General features: G+C 74.5%; 2 protein-coding genes. Both read left to right on the forward strand.

Features of this window, described 5'->3' with window-relative positions:
- The first annotated feature begins 33 nt into the window (after positions 1-33).
- Positions 34-16,278 (forward strand): type I polyketide synthase, encoded by a 16,245-nt coding sequence (locus JYK04_RS36145; RefSeq protein ID WP_208809281.1) that lies wholly within the window; start codon positions 34-36, stop codon positions 16,276-16,278.
- A 96-nt stretch (positions 16,279-16,374) separates the two neighbouring features.
- Positions 16,375-25,989, forward strand: a complete 9,615-nt coding sequence (locus JYK04_RS36150) for a type I polyketide synthase (protein ID WP_373317565.1) — start codon at positions 16,375-16,377, stop codon at positions 25,987-25,989.
- The last annotated feature ends 52 nt before the right edge of the window (positions 25,990-26,041 follow it).

The raw sequence follows: 26,041 nt of genomic DNA on the forward strand, positions 1-26,041 counted from the left end.
TTGACCACTTCGACGACGGGGATGGCGTAAACAATGGTGAACGAGGAGAAGTACCTCGATTACCTCAAGCGGGCGACGGCCGACCTCCGCGAGGCGCGGCGGAAGCTGCGCGAGGTGGAGGAGCGGGACCAGGAGCCGATCGCGGTCGTCGCGATGAGCTGCCGCTACCCCGGAGGCATCGACACCCCCGAACGGCTGTGGGAGCTCGTCGCAGGCGGCGCCGACGCCGTCTCGCCGTACCCCGCCGACCGGGGATGGCCCGCCGAGGTCCTCTTCGACCCCGACCCCGACAGCGGGATCGAGGCCTACGAGCAGGTCGGCGGATTCCTCCACGACGCCCACCACTTCGACCCGGCGTTCTTCGGGATCTCCCCGCGCGAGGCCCTCGCCATGGACCCGCAGCAGCGGCTCCTGCTGGAGACCTCCTGGGAGGCCTTCGAACGCGCCGGCATCGACCCGGCCACGCTGCGCGGCAGCCGCACCGGCGTCTTCGCGGGCCTGATGTACCACGACTACGCCGCCCGGCTGTTCAGCGTCCCCGAGGAGATCGAGGGCTTCCTCGGCAACGGCAGCTCCGGCAGCATCGCCTCCGGCCGCATCGCCTACACGCTCGGCCTGGAAGGCCCGGCCGTCACCGTCGACACCGCGTGCTCCTCCTCGCTCGTCGCCGTCCACCTCGCCGCCCAGGCCCTGCGCAGCGGCGAGTGCACCCTCGCCCTCGCGGGCGGCGTCACCGTCATGTCGACGCCCGGCACCTTCACCGAGTTCAGCCGCCACCGCGGACTGGCCGGCGACGGCCGCTGCAAGTCCTTCGCCGCCGCCGCCGACGGCACCGGCTGGGGCGAGGGCGCCGGCATGCTCGTCCTCGAACGGCTCTCCGTAGCCCGAGAGAACGGCCACCCCGTCCTCGCCGTGATCCGCGGGACAGCCGTCAACCAGGACGGCGCCAGCAGCGGCCTGACCGCGCCCAACGGGCCCTCCCAGCAGCGGGTCATCCGCGAGGCGCTCGCCGGTGCCCGGCTCTCGCCCGCCCAGATCGACGCCGTGGAAGCCCACGGCACCGGAACGACCCTCGGCGACCCGATCGAGGCGCAGGCGCTCCTGGCCACGTACGGGCAGGACCGGCCGGACGACCGGCCGCTGCTGCTCGGCTCGATCAAGTCCAACATCGGGCACACCCAGGCCGCCGCCGGCGTCGCCGGGATCATCAAGATGGTCATGGCGATGCGCCACGGCGTCCTGCCCAAGACCCTGCACGTCGACGAGCCCACGCCGAACGTCGACTGGTCGGAGGGCGCCGTCCGGCTGCTCACCGAGTCCGTACCGTGGCCCGAGACCGGCGCGCCCCGCCGCGCGGGCGTCTCCTCGTTCGGCATCAGCGGCACCAACGCCCACACCGTCATCGAGCAGGCCCCCGAGCCGCCCGCCGCGCCTGAGCAGGCCGTCGCGCCCGAGCCGCCCGCCGCCGTGGCCCCCGTACCGCCGCTGTGGAACCTCTCCGCCAAGTCACCGGCCGCCCTGCGCGCCCAGGCAGCGAAGCTGCACGCGCACCTGACCGCCCACCCCGGCCTGCGCGCCGGGGACGTCGCGCACTCGCTCGTGAGCGGGCGCACCGACTTCGAGCACCGTGCGGTCCTCACGGCCGCGGACGAGCCCGGTCTCGTCCGCGCACTGGAATCCCTCGCCGCCCTCGACCCGGACGGCTCGGCCCCGGGCGTCACCCTCGGCCGCCCGGTCGGCGGGAAGGTCGCCTTCCTGTTCACGGGGCAGGGCAGCCAGCGCCTCGGGATGGGGCGTGAGCTGTACGAGGCCTTCCCGGTGTTCGCGGCCGCGCTGGACGCGGTGTGCGCGAAGCTGGAACTGCCGCTGAAGGATGTCCTGTTCGGGGACGACGCGGCGCTGCTGGACCGCACTGAGTACGCGCAGCCGGCGCTGTTCGCGGTGGAGGTGGCACTGTTCCGCCTCCTCGAGTCGTGGGGTGTGCGGCCGGATTTCCTGTCCGGTCACTCGATCGGTGAGATCGCCGCGGCGCACGTCGCCGGAGTGTTCTCGCTGGAGGACGCCTGCGCGCTGGTCGCGGCCCGCGGTCGTCTGATGCAGGCGCTGCCCGCCGGCGGTGTGATGATCGCGGTGCAGGCGTCGGAGGACGAGGTCTTGCCGCTGCTTACCGACCGGGTGAGCATCGCGGCGGTCAACGGTCCGCGCTCGGTGGTCATCGCCGGTGACGAGGACGCGGCGGTCGCCGTCGCGGAGTCGTTTGCCGATCGCAAGACGAAGCGGCTCGCCGTCAGCCATGCGTTCCACTCGCCGCACATGGACGGCATGCTCGACGCCTTCCGCCAGGTCGTGGCGGGGCTGTCCTTCGAGGCCCCGCGCATTCCGATCGTCTCGAACCTGACCGGCGGCCTCGTCTCCGACGAGATGGGATCGGCCGAGTTCTGGGTGCGGCACGTCCGCGAGGCCGTCCGGTTCCTCGACGGCATCCGCGCGCTCGCCGCCCGCAACGTCGTCCACTTCGTCGAGATCGGCCCCGACGCCGTCCTCTCGGCCCTCGCCCAGGACTGCCTGGCCGACGACGCCGACACGGCCGTCTTTGTACCCGTACTGCGCTCCGGCCGCCCCGAGACCGGCACCCTGACCGGCGCCCTCACCCGCCTGCACGTCCGCGGCACCGCCGTCGACTGGGCCGCCTACTACGCCGGGACCGGCGTGGAGCGCGTCGACCTGCCCACGTACGCCTTCCAGCGCGAGCCCTTCTGGCTCGACGCCGGACGCCCCCCTGGGGACGTCTCCGCGGCCGGTCTGGGAACCGCCGGCCACCCGCTGCTCGGCGCCGCCGTCGCCCTCGCGGACCTCGACGGCTTCCTGTACACCGGCCGGCTCTCGCTGGACACCCACGCCTGGCTCGCGGACCACACCGTCATGGGCTCGGTCGTGCTGCCCGGCAGCGCCTTCGTGGAGCTGGCCATCCGGGCCGGCGACCAGGTCGGCTGCGACCTGCTGGAGGAACTCACCCTGCACGCCCCGCTCGTCCTGCCCCAGGACGGCGGCGTCCAGCTCCAGCTGTGGGTCGGCGCCCCCGACGCCACGGGCCGCCGCTCCCTCGGCGTGCACTCCCGCCCCGAGCCGTCGGGTGACGCCCCCGCAGCCGACAGCGACGCGGCCGAACGGCCGTGGACCCGGCACGCCGACGGTGTCCTCGCCGTCGGCGCCCCGCAGCCGTCGTACGCCCCCGAGACCTGGCCCCCGGCCGACTCCACGCCGCTGCCCGTCGAGGAGCTCTACTCCGGGCTCGCGGAGGCCGGACTCCACTACGGCCCCGCCTTCCAGGGCGTCCGCGCCGCCTGGGTGACCGGGGAGGCGGCCTATGTGGAGATCGACACCTCGGACGAACAGCGCGCCGACGCCTCCCTGTTCGGGCTGCACCCCGCCCTCCTCGACGCCGCCCTGCACACCATCGGCATCGCCGGACTCGTCGAGGACACCGGCCGCGGCCGACTGCCGTTCTCCTGGACCGGGGTGTCCCTGCACGCCGTCGGCGCCTCCACGCTGCGCGTCCGGCTGTCCAAGGCCGGCCCGGACACGGTGTCGCTCGCGCTCGCCGACGGCTCCGGAGCGCCCGTCGCGGACATCGCCGCGCTCACGCTGCGCACCGTGTCGGCCGGACAGCTCGACACCGGGGCGGGCGGCCCCCACGACTCCCTGTTCCGGGTGGAGTGGATCCCGCTGACCCTCCGCGTCCCGGCCGACGCCCCGGGCACGGCCGACGAACAGCGGCTGGTCCTTGACGGGCCGTCCCCCGCCGACGCGCTGGAGACGGCCCTCGACACCGGGGCGCCCGTCCCGGGCACCGTCCTCGTACACCTGCCCGCCGCGCCGGAACTCACCCCCGAGGCCGTCCACACGGCCACGCAGGGCACGCTCCGCCTGCTGCGGCGCTGGCTCGCCGACGACCGGCTCACCGACAGCCGGCTCGTCCTCCTGACCCGGGGCTCGGTCGCCGTCCGCACCGGCGACCGAGTACCCGACCCCGTTCACGCGGCCGTCTGGGGCCTCGTGCGCTCCGCACAGTCCGAGCACCCGGGCCGCTTCGTCCTCGTCGACACCGACGTACCGCCCGCCGAGGTGTCCGGGGCCGACCTCGACGCCGTCCTCGCCGCGCAGGAGCCGCAGCTCGCCCTGCGCGAGGGCGCCGCGCACGCTCCCCGGCTGGCCAGGGCCGCCTCCGGCACTGCGGCCGAGGCCCCCTCGTACGACCCCGAAGGCACCGTCCTCGTCACCGGGGCCGCCGGCACCCTCGGCCGGCTCGTCGCACGGCACCTCGTCGCCGAACGCGGCGTACGCAACCTGCTGCTGCTGAGCCGGCGCGGCGACACGGCGCCCGGCGCGGCCGAGCTGACGCGCGAGCTCAACGAGCTCGGCGCCGACGTGACCTGGACCGCGTGTGACGCGGCGGACCGGGAGGCGCTCGGCGCCGCCCTGGCGGCGATACCCGCCGCGCGTCCGCTGCGCGCGGTCGTCCACACCGCAGGTGTCCTCGACGACGGCGTCATCGACTCGCTCACGCCCGAACGCCTCGACGCCGTCCTGCGGCCCAAGGCCGACGCCGCCCTCCACCTCCACGAGCTGACCCGCGACCTCGGCCTGTCGGCGTTCGTCCTGTTCTCCTCGGCCGCCGGCGTCTTCGGCGCCCCCGGCCAGGGCAACTACGCCGCCGCCAACTCCTTCCTGGACGCCCTCGCCCAGCACCGCCGGGCCCAGGGCCTTCCGGCCGTCTCCCTGGCCTGGGGCCTGTGGGAGGACGCCGACGGGATGGCCGGCGCGCTGGACCAGGCCGACCTCGACCGGATGAAGCGCGGCGGCGTGCACGGCCTCACCGCGGCCGACGGCCTCGCCCTCCTCGACCTGGCCGACGCCCTGGCCGCGGCCGGCTCCGAGGCCGGCTCGGACGGCGCCGGTCAGGCCCTGCTCGTGCCGATGCGGCTCACGCTGCCCTCCGCCGGGGCGGGCGTGGCCCCGCTGCTGCGCGGGCTGGTCCGCGCCCCCGTACGGCGCACCGCCGCGACCGGGACCGGTGGCGGCGGGCGGGCCGAGACGCAGCAGTCCGCCCTGGAACGGAGCCTCCTCGGCCTCGACGCCCCCGGACGGGAGCGGCTGCTGCTCGACCTCGTCCGCGGCCACGTCGCCGACGTGCTCGGCCACGGCACCCCGGACGCCATCGAACCCGGACACGCCTTCAACGAGCTGGGATTCGACTCCCTCACGGCCGTCGAACTGCGCAACCGGCTCGGCGCCGCCGTCGGCCGCCGACTGCCCGCCACCCTGGTCTTCGACTACCCGACCTCGCTCACCCTGGCCCGTCACCTCTCCGCCGAACTCGGCGGGGACCGCCCCGCGTCCCAGGACGCGGCCGCCGGGCCCGGCTCCGGCATCACCGGCGCTGACGACGACGACCCGATCGCGATCGTGGCGATGAGCTGCCGCTACCCGGGTGGAGTGACCACCCCGGAGGAGCTGTGGCGGCTGCTGGAGAGCGGCGGCGACGCCATCACCGGCTTCCCGGCCGACCGGGGCTGGGACGTCGAGTCGCTGTACCACCCCGACCCCGACCACCCCGGCACCTCCTACACCCGCCACGGCGGCTTCCTGCACGACGCCGCCGGATTCGACCCGACGTTCTTCGGGATCAGCCCGCGCGAGGCGGTCGGCACCGACCCGCAGCAGCGGCTGCTGCTGGAGACCACCTGGGAGGCCTTCGAACGCGCCGGCATCGACCCGGCCGACGTGCGTGGCAGCCGCACCGGCGTCTTCGCCGGCGTGATGTACCACGACTACGCCGCCCTGCTGGAGCGCTCGGCCGACGGCGCGGACGGCTCGCTCGGCTCCGGCAGCACGGGCAGCATCGCCTCGGGACGCGTCTCGTACACCTTCGGGCTCGAAGGCCCCGCCGTCACCATCGACACCGCGTGCTCCTCCTCGCTGGTCGCCCTGCACATGGCGATCCAGGCCCTGCGCACCCGCGAGTGCGACCTGGCCCTCGCCGGCGGTGTCACCGTCATGGCCACCCCGGGCACGTTCGTCGGCTTCAGCCGCCAGCGTGGCCTCTCCGCCGACGGCCGCTGCCGCGCCTTCTCCGCCGACGCGGACGGTACGGGGTGGGGTGAGGGCGTCGGCATGCTGCTCGTGGAGCGGCTGTCGGACGCCCGGCGCAACGGTCACCCGGTGCTGGCCCTGGTGCGTGGCTCCGCCGTCAACCAGGACGGTGCGAGCAACGGCCTGACCGCGCCCAACGGCCCCTCGCAGCAGCGGGTGATCCGCGCCGCCCTCGCGAGCGCCGGTCTGTCGGCCGCCGAGGTCGACGCGGTCGAGGCACACGGCACGGGCACGACCCTGGGCGACCCCATCGAGGCGCAGGCGCTGCTGGCCACCTACGGCCAGGACCGGCCGGCCGGCCAGCCGCTGCTGCTCGGCTCCATCAAGTCCAACCTCGGACACACCCAGGCCGCGGCGGGTGTCGCGGGCGTCATCAAGATGGTGCTCGCCATGCGGCACGGCGTACTGCCCCGCACCCTGCACGCGGAGCAGCCGTCGCCGCACGTGGACTGGTCGGAAGGCGCCGTCAGCCTGCTGACGGAGCCGGTTCCGTGGCCGGAGACGGGCCGGCCCCGCCGGGCCGGCGTGTCGTCGTTCGGCATCAGCGGCACCAACGCGCACACGATCATCGAGCAGCCGCCGGCCGAGGCCGCCCCGGCCGAAGCGGAGGGCGTCAGCACGCCCGACGTGCTCCCGCTGCGCCTTTCGGGCCGCAGCGCGGACGCCCTGTCCGCACAGGCCCGTACCCTGGGCGCCCACCTGGAGACCCGCCCGGAGCTCGCGCTCACGGACCTCGCGTACTCCCTGGCCACGAACCGCGCCGGGTTCGACCACCGCGCCGTGGTCGTGGCCCGGGACCGCGCCGAGGCCGTCACCGCCCTGGCCGCACTCGCCGACGGGCGGACGGTGCCCGGTCTGGTCCGGGGCACGGTCGCCAAGGGCGGCCGCACCGCGTTCCTGTTCACGGGGCAGGGCAGCCAGCGCCTCGGGATGGGGCGTGAGCTGTACGCGGCCTACCCGGTGTTCGCGGGGGCGCTGGACGCGGTGTGCGCGAAGCTGGAACTGCCGCTGAAGGATGTCCTGTTCGGGGACGACGCGGCGCTGCTGGACCGCACTGAGTACGCGCAGCCGGCGCTGTTCGCGGTGGAGGTGGCGCTGTTCCGCCTCCTCGAGTCGTGGGGTGTGCGGCCGGACTTCCTGTCCGGTCACTCGATCGGCGAGATCGCCGCGGCGCACGTCGCCGGAGTGTTCTCGTTGGACGACGCCTGCGCGCTGGTCGCGGCCCGCGGTCGTCTGATGCAGGCGCTGCCGTCCGGTGGTGTGATGGTCGCGGTGCAGGCGTCGGAGGACGAGGTCTTGCCGCTGCTGACCGATCGCGTCAGCATCGCGGCCGTCAACGGTCCGCAGTCGGTGGTCATCGCCGGTGACGAGGACGCGGCGGTCGCCGTCGCGGAGTCGTTCGCCGATCGCAAGACGAAGCGCCTCACCGTCAGCCACGCGTTCCACTCGCCGCACATGGACGGCATGCTCGACGCCTTCCGCCAGGTCGTGGCGGGGCTTACGTACGACAGCCCCCGCATCCCGATCGTGTCCAACCTGACCGGCGGCCTCGTCACCGACGAGATCGCCTCACCCGACTTCTGGGTCCGCCACGTCCGCGACGCCGTCCGCTTCCTCGACGGCATCCGCGCCCTCGAAGCCGCCGGGGTGACGACCTACGTCGAGCTCGGCCCCGACGGCACCCTCTCCGCCCTTGCCCAGGACTGCGCCACCGACGCGACCGGCGCCGACTTCGCCCCGACGCTGCGCGCGGACCGCTCCGAAGCGGAGACCGTCGTCACCACCTTCGCCCGGGCACACGTGCGCGGCGTCGAAACCGACTGGCACGCCTGGTTCGCCGGGACGGGCGGGCGAAGCGTCGACCTCCCCACCTATCCCTTCCAGCGCGAGCGCTTCTGGCCGGAGACCGGCACCCCGCTGCCCGGCGACGCGACCGGCCTCGGCCTCGTGGCAGCCGGCCACCCGCTGCTGGGCGCGGCGGTGTCCCTCGCGGACGCCGACGGGTGCGTCCTCACGGGCCGGCTCTCGCTGCGCACCCACCCCTGGCTGGCGGACCACTCCGTCATGGGCTCCGTCCTCGTCCCGGGGACGGCCTTCGTCGAGCTGGCCCTGCACGCGGGCGAACGGGTCGGCGCCCCGGCCCTCGACGAGCTGACGCTCCAGGCCCCGCTGGTCCTGTCGGACGCGGGCGACGCCGTCCAGGTACAGGTCACGGTCGGAGCACCGGACGCCTCGGGCCGCCGTGCGGTAGCCGTGTACTCCCGCGCGGCCGACACCGACGCCGACTCGGACGTCGACGACGAACCGTGGCGCCGGCACGCCTCCGGACTGCTGGTGGAGGACGTCCGTGCCGCCACCGCCGACCTCGGCGTCTGGCCACCCACGCGCTCGGTCCCCATCCCCGTGGACGACGCGTACGAGCTGCTCGACGCCTCCGGACTCCGCTACGGACCCCTGTTCCGGGGCCTGCGGGCGGCCTGGCGGCACGACGGCGCGCTGTTCGCCGAAATCGACCTGAGCGGGCGCGCCCAGGCGGACGCCGACGCGTTCGGGCTCCACCCCGCCCTGCTCGACTCCGCGCTGCACACCCTGGCGCTCGACGGCGCCCTGACGGCAGGCCCGGAGGCCGACACCGCCGAAGGCGCCCGACTGCCCTTCGCGTGGAACGGCGTACGGCTGCACGCGGCCGGCGCCTCGGCGGCGCGCGTCCGTCTGGCTCCGGCCGGACACGGTGCGGTGTCACTGGAGCTCGCCGACTCCGCCGGTCAGCCGGTCGCCTCGGTGGACTCGCTCGTGCTGCGGGCGGTCTCGCCCGAGCAGATCGGGGCGGCGCGTAGTGGTCGCCTGGAGTCGCTGTTCGAGGTCGAGTGGACGGCTGTGCCGCTCGCCCCGGTGCCGGCAGCCGGGCAGCGTCCTTGGGTGCTGCTCGGGGAGGGGCACTCCGGCCTGGACGCGGCGGGTGTGCGGTATGTGACCCATGAGGGCGGTCTCGCGGCGCTCTCGGACCCGGCGTTGGTGTGTGTCCCGCTGGTCCCGGTGGCTGATGCGGGGGATGTGTCGGGAGCGGTGCATGCGGCAACGGGTCGGGTGCTGGCGCTGGTGCAGGAGTGGCTGGCCGATGAGCGGTTCGCTGATGTGCGACTGGTGTTCCTGACGCGGGGTGCGGTGGAAGCCGTACCCGGTGAGGGTGTGTCGGACCTGGTCCACGCTGCGGTGTGGGGTCTGGTGCGTTCGGCGCAGTCGGAGAACCCGGGGCGGATCGTCCTGGCCGACACGGACGGCACCGACGCCTCCTACCGCGCGCTGCCCGGCGTACTGGCTTCGGGCGAGTCCGAGGTCGCGGTGCGCGACGGTGCTGTGTTCGTGCCGAGGCTGGCACGTGCCCTTGTGACCGGTGAGTCGACGGTCGAGTGGGATGCCGATGGCACGGTGCTGGTGACGGGTGCGAGTGGTTCGCTGGGCGGGCTGTTTGCCCGTCACCTGGTGACCGAGCACGGTGTACGGCGTCTGCTGCTGGTGAGCCGTCGTGGCGAGGCGGCTGAGCTGTCCGCCGAGCTTGCGGGTCTGGGTGCCGAGGTGTCGTGGGCGGCGTGTGACGTGGCCGACCGGGAGGCCCTGGCGGCCGTACTGGCAGGCATACCCGCGGAGCACCCGCTGACCGGGGTCGTGCACACGGCCGGTGTTCTGGATGACGGTGTGGCCGGTTCGCTGACCGCCGAGCGTCTGTCGGCCGTGCTCCGGCCGAAGGTCGACGCGGCGTGGAACCTCCACGAACTCACCCGGGACCTGGACCTCTCCGCGTTCGTGCTGTTCTCGTCCGCCGCCGGTGTGTTCGGTGGTGCCGGGCAGGCCAACTACGCGGCCGGCAACGTGTTCCTGGATGCCCTGGCCGCCCGGCGTCGGGCGCGGGGTCTGGCGGCCACGTCCCTGGCCTGGGGTCTGTGGGCCGAGGTGGGCGGTATGGGTGGCGTCCTGGGTGCCGAGGACGTGTCCCGGCTCGGCCGTGGTGGCGTCAGCGCGCTCACCGCCGCCGAGGGCGTGGCGCTGTTCGACGCCGCCACCGCCACCGGGCAGCCGCTCTTGGTGCCGGTGAAGCTGGACCTCGCCGCCCTGCGGGCCCAGGCGGGCAGTGGCATGCTCCCGCCGCTGCTCTCCGGCCTGGTCCGTACGCCCGCACGCCGCGCCGCCGGCGCCACCGCCCCCGACGCATCCGGACCGGCGGCACGCCTCGTCGGCCTGACGGACGCCGAACAGCAGCTCTTCGTACTGGACTTGGTACGCACCCAGGTCGCCGCGGTGCTCGGCTACGCCGGGCCCGAGGCGGTCGAGGCCGACCGTTCCTTCCGCGAGCTGGGCTTCGACTCCCTGACCGCCGTCGAGCTGCGCAACCTGATCGGCGCCGCCACCGGGCTGCGCCTGCCCGCCACCCTCGTCTTCGACTACCCGACCTCCACGGTCCTGGCCGACCACCTGCGGGCCGAGCTGCTCGGAGCGGTACCCGCCGCGCCGTCCGCACCGGTCGCCGTCGCCGTCCGCGACGACGAGCCGATCGCGATCGTGGGTCTGGGCTGCCGGTACCCCGGAGGAGTCGAGAGCCCGGAAGCGCTGTGGCGGCTCGTTCTGGAAGGCCGGGACGTCATCTCCGGCTTCCCCGACGACCGCGGCTGGGACGTCGACGGTCTCTTCGACACCGACCCCGGCCGCGAGGGTACGAGCTATGCCCGCGAGGGCGGCTTCCTCTCCGACGCCTCCGCCTTCGACCCGGCGTTCTTCGGGATCTCGCCGCGCGAGGCCGTCGCGATGGACCCGCAGCAGCGCCTGCTGCTGGAGACCTCCTGGGAGGCCTTCGAGCGGGCCGGCATCGACCCGCGGACCCTGCGCGGCAGCCGGACCGGCGTGTTCGCGGGCGTCATGTACCACGACTACGCCTCCCGGCTCGCGGCGCTGCCCGAGGGGGTCGAGGGCTTCCTCGGCACGGGCAACGCGGCCAGCGTCATCTCCGGCCGCCTCTCGTACACCTTCGGCCTGGAAGGCCCGGCGGTCACCGTCGACACCGCCTGCTCCTCCTCCCTGGTGGCCCTGCACCTCGCGGTGCAGGCCCTGCGCAGCGGGGAGTGCTCGCTCGCCCTGGCGGGCGGCGTGACCGTGATGGCGACGCCCGCGGCCTTCGTGGAGTTCAGCAGGCAGCGGGGCCTCGCGGCCGACGGCCGCTGCAAGGCGTTCTCCGCCGACGCCGACGGCACGGGCTGGTCCGAGGGCGCCGGTGTGCTCCTGGTGGAGCGGCTCTCCGACGCCCGCCGCAACGGGCACCCGGTGCTGGCCGTGGTCCGGGGTACGGCGATCAACCAGGACGGTGCGAGCAACGGCCTGACGGCCCCGAACGGCCCCTCCCAGCAGCGCGTCATCCGCCAGGCGCTCTCCAACGCCGGTCTGTCCGCCGCCGAGGTGGACGCCGTGGAGGCGCACGGTACGGGTACGACCCTGGGCGATCCGATCGAGGCGCAGGCGCTCCTGGCCACGTACGGCCAGGACCGGCCCGCGGACCAGCCGCTGCTGCTCGGCTCCATCAAGTCCAACATGGGCCACACGCAGGCCGCCGCCGGTGTCGCCGGGATCATCAAGATGGTCATGGCGATGCGGCACGGAATCCTGCCCAAGACCCTGTACGTGGACCAGCCGACCCCGCACGTCGACTGGGCGGCGGGAGCCGTGACCCTCCTCGCGTCGGCCACGGACTGGCCGGAGACCGGCCGCCCGCGCCGGGCCGCCGTCTCTTCCTTCGGCTTCAGCGGCACCAACGCCCACGCCGTCATCGAGCAGGCGCCCGAGCCGGCGGAGCCCGAGGCGCGGCCCGAGCCGGCCCGCGTGCCCGGCAGCCTGCCGTGGCTCCTCTCGGCGAAGGACCCGCAGGCCCTGCGCGAGCAGGCCGCGCGCCTGGCCGCGCACGTGGCCGAACACCCCGGGCTGTCCCCCGTGGACGTCGGCTACGCCCTGGCCACGAGCAGGACCGCCCTCGACCGGCGGGCCGCGGTGGTCGCGGAGGACCGCGAGGGCTTCCTCGCCGGTCTCGCCGCGCTCGCCGACGGCGACTGGACGGCCGGCCTTCTGGAAGGCTCGCCGACCGCCGGGAAGCTGGCCTTCCTGTTCACCGGGCAGGGCAGCCAGCGCCTCGGGATGGGGCGTGAGCTGTACGCGGCCTTCCCGGTGTTCGCTGCCGCGCTGGACGCGGTGGACGAGCGGCTGGCTCTCGAACTGCCGCTGAAGGACGTCCTGTTCGGGGCGGACGCGGCGCTGCTGGACCGTACGGAGTACACCCAGCCCGCGCTGTTCGCGGTCGAGGTGGCGCTGTTCCGGCTGCTGGAGTCGTACGGAGTGAAGCCGGACCTCCTGTCCGGGCATTCCATCGGTGAGATCGCCGCCGCGCACGTCGCCGGGGTGTTCTCGCTGGACGACGCGTGCGCGCTGGTCGCGGCCCGGGGCCGCCTGATGCAGGCGCTGCCGGCCGGCGGCGTGATGATCGCGGTGCAGACCTCGGAGGACGAGGTGCTGCCGCTGCTGACGGACCGCGTGAGCATCGCGGCGGTCAACGGCCCTCAGTCGGTCGTCATCGCCGGTGACGAGGACGCCGCCACGGCGATCGTGGCCGCGTTCGCCGAGCGCAAGTCCAAGCGGCTCGCCGTCAGCCACGCGTTCCACTCGCCGCACATGGACGGCATGCTCGACGCCTTCCGCGAGGTCGTGGAGGGGCTGACGTACGACAGCCCCCGCATCCCGGTCGTGTCCAACCTGACCGGCGCCCTCGTCACCGACGAGATGGGCTCGCCCGACTTCTGGGTCCGGCACGTCCGCGAGGGGGTCCGCTTCCTCGACGGCATCCGGGCCCTGGAGGACGCCGGGGCGACGACGTACGTCGAACTCGGCCCCGAAGGCGTCCTCTCCGCACTCGCTCAGGACTGCCTCACGCGCGACGGCGCGGCCTTCCTCCCCGTCCTGCGCGCGGACCGCCCCGAGGAAGCCACCCTCGGTGCGGCCCTCGCCCAGGCGCACCTGCGGGGCATCGCCGTCGACTGGGACGCGTACTACTCCGGCACCGGCGCCCGCAGGGCGGACCTGCCCACCTACGCCTTCCAGCGGCAGCGCTACTGGCTGGAGGCACCCGCCCACGCCCTCACGGGCGACGTCGCCTCCGCCGGGCTCGGCCCGACCGCGCACCCGCTCCTCGGTGCGGCGGTCGACCTGCCCGACTCGGACGGTTTCCTCTTCACCGGGCGCCTCTCCCTGCGCACCCACCCCTGGCTGGCCGACCACCGCGTCGCGGGCACCGTCCTGCTGCCGGGTGCCGCGCTGGTGGAACTGGCTGTCCGTGCGGGCGACCACGCCGGGTGCGGCCGCCTTGACGAGCTCACCCTGGAGGCGCCGCTGGTGCTGACGGAGACGGGCGGGACGCAGCTGCGGCTCGCCGTGGCCGAGCCGGACGCGCGGGGCCGCAGGGCCTTCCAGGTCTACTCGCGCCCCGAGCGGATCACCCCCGATGAGCCGTGGACCCGTCACGCCGAGGGCGTCCTGGCTCCCGACGCCCCGGACGACCCCGACGCCACGGACGCCCGGGACACCGGTGTCCAGGCGCTGGGGGAGTGGCCGCCGGCCGGCGCCGTCGCCTGCCCCGTCGACGACCTGTACCCGGGCTTCGACGCCATCGGACTCGGCTACGGCCCCGCTTTCCGGAACCTCCGCCGGGCCCACCGGCTCGGCGACGAGGTGTTCGCCGAGGTCGCCCTCGACGAGGACCGCCTCCCGGAAGCCGCCCCGTACGGACTCCACCCGGCGCTGCTCGACGCCGCCCTGCACGCCGTCGGGCTCGGGGAGTTCTTCCCCCAGGGCCCGCAGGGCGCGCGGCTGCCGTTCTCCTGGGACGGCGTACGGCTGCACGCCGCCGGCGCCGCCGCGCTGCGCGTACGGATGGCACCGGCCGGCCGGGACGCGGTGACGCTGACCCTGTGGGACGGGACCGGAGCCCCGGTCCTGACCGTCGACTCGCTCGTGCTGCGCCCCTTCGCCGCCGACGGCATCGCCGCCGGTTCCGGCACCGGACCCGTCCGCGAGGCGCTGTTCCAGGTCGACTGGACGGCGCTGGCGCTGCCCGAGCCGCCGCCGGGCTCCGGCGACGGCCGCGTGGCACTGCTCGGCGCGGACCCGCTCAAGGCCGGCGCCGGTCTGGAACGGGCCGGATTCCTCGAAGACCCGCACGGAGCGGCGTACCCGGACCTGAACGCCCTGGGCGAGGCCTTCGACATGGCCGAGGCGCTGGGGGAGCCGGCACCGGAGACGGTCCTGCTCTCCCTGGCGTCCGACCTCGCCGCGCCGGCCCCCGGCCCGGCCGCGCACGCCGCGACCGCGCACGCCCTGGACCTCGTCCAGGGGTGGCTGGCGGACGAGCGGTTCGCGGCGTCCCGGCTCGTGGTCGTCACCCGCGGCGCCATCGCCGCCGACCCCGACGAGGACGTCACCGACCTCGCGCACGCCGCGGTGTGGGGCCTGGTGCGCTCCGCGCAGGCCGAGCACCCCGGCCGGTTCGTCCTGGTCGACCTCGACGGCGAGGACCCCTCCTACGGGGCCCTGCCCGCCGCGCTCGCCACCGACGAGACCCAGCTCGCCCTGCGCGGAGGAACCGTACGCGCGCCCCGCCTGGCCCGCGCCGCCCTCACCGCGTCCGCGGCCCCGTCCGAGGACGCCACCCGCACCGTCAGTCCCGAGGGCACGGTCCTGATCACCGGGGCCACCGGCACCCTCGGCGGCCTGCTCGCCCGGCACCTCGTCGCCGAGCACGGCGTACGGCACCTGCTGCTCACCAGCCGTCGCGGCGCGGCGGCCGACGGCGCCCCCGAACTCGCCGACGAGCTGACCGCGTCGGGCGCCCAGGTCACCTGGGCGGCCTGTGACGCGGCCGACCGGGACGCGCTGGCCGCCGTGCTCAAGGCCGTCCCGGCGGAACACCCGCTGACGGCCGTCGTACACACCGCGGGTGTGCTCGACGACGGCACCGTCACCTCGCTGACGCCCGAGCGGATCGCGAAGGTGCTGCGGCCCAAGGCCGACGCGGCGTGGAACCTGCACGAGCTCACCCGGCACCTCGACCTGGCGGCGTTCGTCCTGTTCTCCTCGGCGGCCGGCGTGTTCGGCAACGCCGGCCAGGCCAACTACGCGGCCGGCAACACCTTCCTCGACGCGCTCGCCCAGCACCGCCGGGCACAGGGCCTGGCGGGCCTCTCGCTCGCCTGGGGCCTGTGGGACGACGAGGCCGGCATGGCCGCCACCCTCGACGAGCAGGACCGGCGGCGCCTCGACCGCGGCAGCATGAACGCGCTGTCGGCGGCCGACGGGCTGGCCCTCTTCGACGCCGCCGTGCGGGCGAGGACGGCCGCCGTCGCCGATGCCGGGGAACCGGGGGCCGCGAGCCTGCTCGTGCCCGCCCGGATCGACCTGGCCGCCCTCCAGGCCCAGGTGGGCGACACCGTCGCCCCGCTGCTGCGCGGCCTGCTCCGTACGCCCGTACGTCGCAGGACGAGCGGCGGCGCCCCGGCGGACGCCCCGGGGACGCTCGCGGAGCGGCTGGCCCAACTCCCGCCCGCCGAACGGGACCGGGTGCTGCTCGACACGGTCTGCACCCACGTCGCCCAGGTACTGGGCCACAACGGCGCGGCCGCCATCGAAGCGGGCAGCGCGTTCAAGGAGCTGGGCTTCGACTCGCTCACCGCGGTCGAACTGCGCAACCGGCTCGGCGCGGCCACCGGACTCCGGCTCCCGGCCACGCTCATCTTCGACTACCCGACCCCCGAGCAGCTCAGCGGATACCTGCGCTCCGCCCTGCCCCTCGGCGCCGACGGACCCACCGTCTTCGGCGAACTCGACCGGCTGGAGACCGCCCTGGGCGCGGTGGACGCGACGGACGCGGACACCGTGACCCGCTCGCGGATCACGATGCGCCTCCAGGCCCTCATGGCCAAGTGGAACGCCGGCCAGGACACCGGACGGCACACCGGCGCCGACGAGGACACCGACGACGACCTCGACGCGGTGACCGACGACGAGCTCTTCGACCTGCTCGACGACGAACTCGGCGCCTGAGCAAGCCGGGCGGGGCACCCCGCCCCGCCCGGCAACCCGAACATCCCACGGACAGACCCGTACGACCGCCTCTCTGGCATGGAGCCCACGCACATGGTGAACGAGGACAAGCTTCGCGACTACCTCAAGCGGGCGACCGCCGATCTGCGCCAGGCCCGCAGGCGGTTGCGCGAGGTAGAGGAGCAGAACCAGGAACCCATCGCGATCGTCGCGATGAGCTGCCGCTACCCCGGCGGCGTCCGCACCCCCGAGGACCTGTGGCGGCTCGTCGCCGACGGCGACGACGCCATCTCCGGGTTCCCCGCCGACCGCGGCTGGGACGTGGAGTCGCTCTACGACGCCGACCCCGACAGCGCCGGATCCAGCTACGTCAGCGAGGGCGGATTCCTCTACGACGCCGCCCGCTTCGACCCCGCCCCCTTCGGGATCTCCCCGCGCGAGGCCCTGGCCATGGACCCGCACCAGCGGCTCCTGCTGGAGACCTCCTGGGAGGCGTTCGAGCGGGCCGGCATCGACCCGACGTCCCTGCGCGGCAGCCGGACGGCCGTCTTCGCCGGCGTGATGTACCACGACTACACCGCCCGCCTGGACTCCGTCCCCGAGGGCGTCGAGGGCTTCCTCGGCACCGGCAGCTCCGGCAGCATCGCCTCCGGCCGCGTCGCGTACACCTTCGGCCTCGAAGGCCCGGCCGTCACCGTCGACACCGCCTGCTCCTCCTCCCTGGTCACCCTGCACCTGGCCGTGCAGGCCCTGCGCGCAGGGGAGTGCACCATGGCGCTCGCCGGCGGTGTCACCGTGATGGCGACCCCGGCCACCTTCACCGAGTTCAGCCGCCAGCGCGGGCTCGCCGCCGACGGCCGCTGCAAGCCCTTCGCCGCCGCCGCCGACGGCACCGGCTGGGGCGAGGGCGTCGGCATGCTCCTGGTGGAGCGGCTGTCGGACGCCCGGCGCAACGGGCACCCGGTGCTGGCCGTGATCCGCGGGTCCGCGATCAACCAGGACGGTGCGAGCAACGGCCTGACCGCACCCAACGGGCCGTCCCAGCAGCGCGTCATCCACCAGGCGCTCACCAACGCCCGTCTGACGACGGCCGAGGTGGACGTCGTGGAGGCGCACGGCACCGGCACGACCCTGGGCGATCCGATCGAGGCGCAGGCGCTGCTGGCCACCTACGGGCAGGACCGGCCGGCGGACCGGCCGCTGCTGCTCGGTTCCATCAAGTCCAACATCGGGCACACGCAGGCCGCCGCCGGTGTCGCGAGCATCATCAAGATGGTCGAGGCGATGCGGCACGGCGTCGTACCGAAGACCCTCCACCTCGACGAACCGACCCCGCACGTGGACTGGGAGGCGGGCGCCGTCTCCCTGATCGGCGAGAACCTGCCCTGGCCGCAGACCGGTGCCCCGCGTCGTGCGGGTGTGTCGTCGTTCGGGTTCAGTGGGACGAACGCGCATGTGATCGTGGAGCAGGCGCCGGAGGCGGAGACGGCTGAGCGGGTCGCGGGCTCTGGGATGCCGGTGGTGCCGTGGGTGCTGTCGGGCAAGAGTGCGGGGGCGTTGCGGGGTCAGGCGGAGCGGCTCGCTGGTTGGCTGGCGGGTGTGCCGGGTGTGGATCCGGTGGATGTGGGCTGGTCGTTGGCGTCGACGCGTGCGGGTCTGGATCACCGGGCGGTCGTTTTTGGTGATCATGTGGCTGGTGTGGCCGCGGTGGCTTCGGGTTCGCTGGCCGCCGGTGTGGTGACCGGGTCCGTGGTCGGTGGCAAGACGGCGTTCGTGTTCCCGGGTCAGGGCTCGCAGTGGGTCGGCATGGCGGCGGGGCTGCTGGATGCCTCACCCGTGTTTGCCGCTCGGGTGGGGGAGTGTGCGAAGGCGCTGGAGCCGTTCACGGACTGGTCGCTGATCGACGTCCTGCGCGGCGTCGAGGGTGCGCCCACCCTCGACCGGGTGGACGTGGTGCAGCCGGCGCTGTTCGCGGTGATGGTGTCGCTGGCCGAGGTGTGGCGTGGGGCGGGTGTGCGTCCGGGTGCGGTGATCGGGCATTCGCAGGGTGAGATCGCGGCCGCCTGCGTCGCCGGGATCCTCTCCCTCGAGGACGCGGCCCGGGTCGTGGCCCTGCGGAGTCAGGCCATCGGCCGTGTGCTGGCGGGGCTGGGCGGCATGGTGTCCGTTCCCCTGCCGGCGAAGGAGGTCCGGGAGCGGATCGCGTCGTGGGGTGAGGAGCGGATCTCCGTCGCCGCTGTCAACGGCCCCTCGTCGGTGGTGGTGTCTGGTGAGGTCCAGGCGCTGGAGGAGCTCCTTGCTTCTTGTGAGGCGGACGGGGTTCGTGCCAAACGGATCGCCGTGGACTATGCCTCGCACTCCGCTCAGGTGGAGCTGCTGCGTGAGGAGCTCGACACCCTCCTCGCCCCGATCGCCCCGCAGGCGGCGGAGGTTCCGTTCCTGTCGACGGTGACGGGGGAGTGGGTCAGTGGTACCGAGCTGGATGCCGGTTACTGGTTCCGCAACCTGCGTCAGACGGTGGAGCTGGAGCAGGCGACCCGCACCCTCCTCGAGCAGGGTTTCGGTGTGTTCGTCGAGTCGAGTCCGCACCCGGTGCTGACGGTCGGCATGCAGGAGACCGTCGAGGACGCCGGCCGTGAGGCCGCGATCCTGGGTTCCCTGCGCCGTAACGAAGGCGGTCTGGAGCGTTTCTGGCTCTCCCTCGGCGAGGCCTATGTGCGTGGCGCGGCCGTGGACTGGGACGCCGTCTTCGCCGGTACGGGCGCCCAGCGCGTGGACCTGCCGACCTACGCCTTCCAGCAGGAGCACTTCTGGCTGGAGTCCGGTACCGCCCCGGACGCCGGGCCCGCCCTGTCCCCGTCCGACGCCGCCGAACCCCACTTCTGGGAAGCCGTGGAGCGCCAGGACGTGGCCGCCCTCACGGCCGAGCTGGCCATCGAAGGGGACGAGACGCTCACCGCCCTCCTGCCCGCGCTGTCCTCCTGGCGGCGCCGGCGGCAGGAGCGCTCCACGGTCGACGGCTGGCGCTACCGGATCACCTGGAAGCCGGCTCCCGAACCCGCCGCCACCCGTCTCACCGGCACCTGGCTCGTCGCGGTCCCCGAGGCCGGTGAGGGAGCCGACGCCGTCGTGCGCGCGCTCGCCGAACACGGCGCCGACGTACGGCGGATCGCGGTCCCCCGTACCCACGACGCACGGGCCGACCTGGTCGAGCGGATCCGTCAGGCGCTCGCCGACGGCCCCGCCGTATCGGGTGTGCTGTCCCTCCTGACCCCCGCCGGGGACGAAGCGGAGCCGATCGGCTCGGCCGCCCCCGCCGGGGTCATCGCCACCCTCTCCCTCGTCCAGGCCCTCGGTGACGCCGACGTCGCCGCCCCGCTCTGGTGCGTCACCCGTGGTGCGGTCTCCGTGGGCCGTTCCGAGCAGCAGGCCGATCCCGCGCAGGCCCCGATCTGGGGACTCGGTCGCGTCACGGCCCTGGAGCACGGCGAGCGCTGGGGCGGTCTCGTCGACCTGCCCGCGCAGGCCGACGCCCGCACGCTCGGACGACTCGTCGGCGTGCTGGCCGGGGACGCCGCCGAGGACCAGGTGGCCGTGCGGTCGTCGGGCCTGTTCGTACGACGTCTCGTGCGAGCCGGGCTCGCCGAGACCCCGGCGGTGCGCGAGTGGCGTCCGGCCGGGACGACGCTGGTGACCGGCGGTACGGGCGCGCTCGGCGCGCACGTGGCCCGCTGGCTCGCTTCGAGCGGCGCCGAGCACCTGATCCTGACCAGCCGCCGCGGGGCCGACGCGCCCGGCGCGGACGGGCTGCGCGAAGAACTGACGGCCCTGGGCGCCCGGGTCACGCTCGCCGCCTGCGACGTCGGCGACCGCGACGCCCTCGCCGACCTCCTCGCCTCCGTCCCCGCCGACCAGCCGCTGACCGCCGTCGTGCACACGGCCGCCGTCCTCGACGACGGCGTCATCGAGGCGCTCACGCCCGAGCAGGTCGAGCGGGTCCTGCGGGTCAAGGTCGATGCCACGCTGCACCTGCACGAGCTGACCCGCGACCTCGACCTGTCCGCGTTCGTCCTCTTCTCCTCCTTCGCCGCCACCTTCGGCGCCCCCGGCCAGGGCAACTACGCGCCGGGCAACGCGTTCCTCGACGCCTTCGCCGAGTACCGGCGCGCCGCCGGGCTGCCCGCGACCTCCCTCGCCTGGGGCCCGTGGGGTGACGGAGGCATGGCCGAAGGCGCCGTCGGCGACCGGATGCGCCGCCACGGCGTCATCGAGATGGCCCCCGAGCGGGCCGTCAGCGCGCTCCAGCACGCCCTGGACCGCGACGAGACCACCCTGACCGTCGCGGACATGGAGTGGAAGCGGTTCGTCCTGGCCTTCACCTCCGGCCGCGCCCGGCCGCTGCTGCACGACCTGCCCGAGGCGCGACAGGCCATGGAGCACGCCCGTACCGACGCGTCCGAGGACAGCGGCGGCGCCGCCGTGCTCACCCGGCAGCTCGCCGGGCAGCCCGAGGCCGAGCAGGAACGGCTGCTGCTGGAGCTGGTCCGTACGGCCGTCGCCGCCGTCCTCGGCTACGCCGGGCCCGACGCCGTCGAGGCCGGCCGGGCGTTCAAGGAGCTGGGCTTCGACTCCCTCACCTCCGTCGAGCTGCGCAACCGCCTGAACGCCGCCGCCGGCCTCAAGCTGCCGCCCACCCTCGTCTTCGACTACCCGACGCCCACCGTCCTCGCCCGCCACCTGCGGGCCGAGCTCGCCGGGCAGGGCGCGGCCGGCGCCACGCCCGTAGCGGCGGCCTCCGCCTCCGTGTCCGACGCCGAGCCGATCGCCGTCGTCGCGATGAGCTGCCGCTTCCCCGGCGGTGTCCGAAGCCCCGAGGAGCTGTGGCAGCTGCTCGCCTCCGGCGGTGACGCCCTCTCGCAGTTCCCCGCCGACCGCGGCTGGGACGTCGAGGCGCTGTACGACCCCGACCCCAACGCGCAGGGCACCTCCTACACCCGCGAGGGCGGGTTCCTCTCCGACGCGGCCGCGTTCGACCCGGCGTTCTTCGGGATCTCCCCGCGCGAGGCGCTCGCCATGGACCCGCAGCAGCGGCTGCTGCTGGAGACCTCCTGGGAGGTCTTCGAGCGGGCCGGGATCGACCCGGAGACCCTCCGCGGCAGCCAGTCCGGCGTGTTCGTCGGAACCAACGGCTCCGACTACTCCCACCTCGTACGGGGCGCGGCCGACGGCCTCGAAGGCCACCTGGCCACCGGCAGCGCCGGCAGTGTCGTCTCCGGCCGGCTCTCGTACACCTTCGGCCTGGAGGGCCCGGCGGTCACCGTCGACACGGCCTGCTCGGCCTCGCTGGTGGCCCTGCACCTCGCGGTGCAGGCGCTGCGCAGCGGCGAGTGCTCCATGGCCCTGGCCGGCGGTGTGACGGTCATGTCCACGCCTGGCACCTTCATCGAGTTCAGCCGCCAGCGCGGACTGTCCACCGACGGCCGCTGCAAGGCGTTCTCCGCCGACGCGGACGGCTTCAGCCCGGCCGAGGGCGTCGGCATGCTGCTCGTGGAGCGGCTGTCGGACGCGCGGCGCAACGGGCACCCGGTGCTGGCCGTGGTCCGGGGTACGGCGATCAACCAGGACGGTGCGAGCAACGGCCTGACGGCGCCGAACGGCCCCTCCCAGCAGCGCGTGATCCGCCAGGCCCTGGCCAACGCCCGTCTGACGACGGCCGAGGTGGACGTCGTGGAGGCGCACGGCACGGGCACGACCCTGGGCGACCCGATCGAGGCGCAGGCGCTGCTGGCGACCTACGGCCAGGACCGCCCGGCGGACCGGCCGCTGCTGCTCGGCTCCGTCAAGTCCAACATCGGCCACGCCCAGGCCGCCGCCGGTGTCGCCGGTGTGATGAAGATGGTGCTGGCCATGCAGCACGGCGTGCTGCCGCAGAGCATCCACATCGCCGAGCCGACCCCGCACGTGGACTGGAGCGCGGGCGAGGTCGCCCTGCTGACCGAACAGCGGGCCTGGCCCGAGACCGGTGGCCGGCCCTGGCGCGCGGGAGTGTCGTCGTTCGGGTTCAGCGGGACCAACGCCCATGCCATCATCGAGCAGGCCCCCGCGGAACAGGGGTCCGACGAGCCGGGGACCCCTGCGTCGCCGACCCCCCACCCCCTACTGACCGCGACGACCCCGCAGGACCCCGGTTCCGACCGGCGGACCCCGCTGCCGTGGCCGCTGACGGCCAAGACCGAGAAGGCGCTGCGCGGCCAGGCGGAACGCCTGCTGAACCACCTCGCCACCCGCCCTGACCTGCGAAGCGTCGATGTCGGCCACTCGCTGGCCACCACCCGTACGGCGCACGACCGGCGCGCGGTACTGATCGGCCGGGAACCCGGGGAACACCTCGCGGGCCTGGCCGCCCTGGCCGCCGGAGGCACCGCACCCCTGCTCGTCCAGGGGTCGGTCATCGGGGGCAAGACCGCGTTCGTGTTCCCCGGACAGGGGTCGCAATGGGTGGGCATGGCGGTGGCGCTGTTGGACGCTTCACCCGTGTTTGCTGCCCGGGTGGATGAGTGTGCGAAGGCGCTGGAGCCCTTCACCGACTGGTCGTTGGTGGATGTGCTCCGGGGCGCCGATGGCGCGCCCTCGCTCGACCGGGTGGATGTGGTGCAGCCCGCGCTGTTCGCGGTGATGGTGTCGCTGGCCGAGGTGTGGCGTGCGGCGGGTGTGCGTCCGGGTGCGGTGATCGGGCATTCGCAGGGTGAGATCGCGGCGGCGTGTGTGGCCGGGATCTTGTCTCTGGAGGATGCGGCGCGTGTGGTGGCTCTGCGGAGTCAGGTGATCGGCCGTGTGCTGGCGGGTCTGGGCGGCATGGTGTCCGTGCCGCTGCCCGCGGAGGACGTTCGTGAGCGGATCGCGCCGTGGGGTGAGGAGCGGATCTCCGTCGCCGCCGTCAACGGCCCCTCCTCGGTCGTGGTCTCCGGTGAGGTCCAGGCTCTGGAGGAGCTCCTTGCTTCTTGTGAGGCGGATGGTGTTCGTGCCAAGCGGATCGCCGTGGACTACGCCTCGCACTCCGCTCAGGTGGAGCTGCTCCGTGAGGAGCTCGACACTCTCCTCGCTCCGATCGTTCCGCGGGCGGCGGAGGTTCCGTTCCTGTCGACGGTGACGGGGGAGTGGGTCAGTGGTACCGAGCTGGATGCCGGTTACTGGTTCCGCAACCTGCGTCAGACGGTGGAGCTGGAGCAGGCGACTCGCACTCTCCTTGAGCAGGGTTTCGGTGTGTTCGTCGAGTCGAGTCCGCACCCGGTGCTGACGGTCGGCATGCAGGAGACCGTCGAGGACGCCGGCCGCGAAGCCGCGATCCTGGGTTCCCTGCGCCGTAACGAAGGCGGTCTGGAGCGTTTCTGGCTCTCCCTCGGCGAGGCGTACGTCCGTGGCGTGGCCGTGGACTGGGACGCCGTCTTCGCCGGTACCGGCGCGCAGCGCGTGGACCTGCCGACCTATGCCTTCCAGTCGCAGCGGTTCTGGCCCGAGGCCGCGCCGGTCGAAGCCGGTGAAGTGCCCGCGGAGAGCGTGATCGACGCCCGCTTCTGGGATGCCGTCGAGCGCGAGGACCTCGCCGCGCTCACCGCCGAACTGCGGATCGAGGGCGACCAGCCCCTGACCGCCCTGCTCCCCGCGCTCTCCTCGTGGCGGCGGCAGAGCCGTGAGCAGTCCACGGTCGACGGCTGGCGCTACCGGGTCACCTGGAAGGCCCTCGCCGAAGCCGCCGGCACCCGGCTCTCCGGCACCTGGCTGGTCGTCGTGCCCGAGGCGGTCTCCGGCCCGGCCGGTGACACGGCCGCCGCTGTCCTTCGTACGCTCGCCGACCGCGGCGCGGAGGTCCGTACCGTCACCGTGGCCGCCGACGCGGCCGGCCGGGACGCGCTGACCGCCGCCCTGAAGGCCGCCACGGACGGGGCGCCCGCCCCCGCCGGTGTGCTGTCCCTCCTCGCCCTCGGCGACGACGGGGCCGCGCTGCGCACGCACGCAGGGCTCCTCGGCACCGCCGCGCTCGTCCAGGCCCTCGGGGACGCCAACGTCGCCGCGCCCCTGTGGTGCGTCACCCGCGGCGCCGTGTCCGTCTCCCGCTCCGAGCGGCTCCAGGATCCGGCGCAGGCCCTCCTGTGGGGCTTCGGCCGCACCGCCGCGCTGGAGTTCCCCGACCGCTGGGGCGGTCTGCTCGACCTGCCCGCGCAGGCCGACGACCGGACCCTCGAACGGCTCGTGGGCGTACTGGCCGGTGACGGCTCCGAGGACCAGGTGGCGCTCCGCGCCTCCGGTCCGTTCGGCCGGCGGCTGGTCCACGCCCCGCTCGCCGACGCGCCGACCGCGCCCGAGTGGCGTCCGGCCGGGACCACGCTGGTGACCGGCGGTACGGGCGCGCTCGGCGCGCACGTGGCCCGCTGGCTCGCTTCGAACGGCGCCGAGCACCTGATCCTGACCAGCCGCCGCGGGGCCGACGCGCCCGGCGCGGACGGGCTGCGCGACGAACTGACCGCGCTCGGCGCCCAGGTCACGCTCGCCGCCTGCGACATGGCCGACCGGGACGCGGTAGCGGCCCTCCTGGCCTCCGTCCCGGCCGACCGGCCGCTGACCGCCGTCGTGCACACCGCCGGTGTCCTCGACGACGGGGTCATCGACGGGCTGACCCCCGAGCGGTTCGCGACCGTGCTCGCCCCCAAGGCGGACGCGGCGCTCACCCTCCACGAGCTGACCCGCGACCTCGGCCTGTCCGCGTTCGTCCTCTTCTCCGGAGTCGCCGGCACCCTCGGCGACGCCGGGCAGGGCAACTACGCGGCCGCCAACTCCTACCTGGACGCCCTCGCCGAACAGCGGCACGCCGACGGCCTGCCCGCGACCTCGGTGGCCTGGGGCCGGTGGGGTGACAGCGGACTGGCCGCGGGCGGCGCCATCGGGGAGCGGCTCGACCGCGGCGGTGTGCCGGCCATGGCGCCGCGCGCCGCGATCCGGGCGCTCCAGCAGGCCCTCGACCACGCCGAGCCGGCCGTCGCCGTCGCCGACATCCAGTGGGAGCGGTTCACGCCGGGCTACACCGCGGTACGGCCCAGCCCGTTCCTCGCGGACCTGCCCGAGGTGCGGCGGCTCGCGCAGGCCGCCCCGGCCGCCGGTGAGGAGGGCGGGGCGGGCGGCGAGGGTTCCCCGGGCGAGGCGCTGCGCCGGCGGCTGTCGGTGATGCCGCAGGCCGAACAGGCCCTGGCCGTACTGGAACTGGTCCGCTCGCACGCGGCGACCGCGCTCGGGCACCCCACCACCGACGAGGTGGGCGCGGGCCGCGCGTTCAAGGAGCTCGGCTTCGACTCCCTGATCGCGCTGGAGCTCCGCAACCGCCTGAACGCGGCCACCGGGCTGAAGCTCCCGGCGACGCTGGTCTTCGACCACCCGACCCCCGCGGTCCTGGCCGAGTTCCTGCGCGCCGAGATCGTCCAGGACGGCAGCACCGCGGCCGCGCCCGGCATCGCGGAACTGGAAAAGCTCGAATCCGCGCTGTCCGTCCTCGATCCGGACGGGCAGACGCGGGCCGACATCGCCTCGCGCCTGCAGGCCCTCCTCGCGAAATGGGGTGAACCGCAAGCCCCTTCGAGCGGCGGGGCCGTGGCCGAGAAGCTCCAGGAAGCCACGACCGACGAGCTCTTCGACTTCATCGAGAACGAGCTCGGGATCTAGCAGCACAGCGGACAGCAGGCAGTAGCAGCGCAAGGGTTTGTGACGAACATGG

Source organism: Streptomyces nojiriensis (assembly GCF_017639205.1).
GTDB classification, from domain to species: domain Bacteria; phylum Actinomycetota; class Actinomycetes; order Streptomycetales; family Streptomycetaceae; genus Streptomyces; species Streptomyces nojiriensis.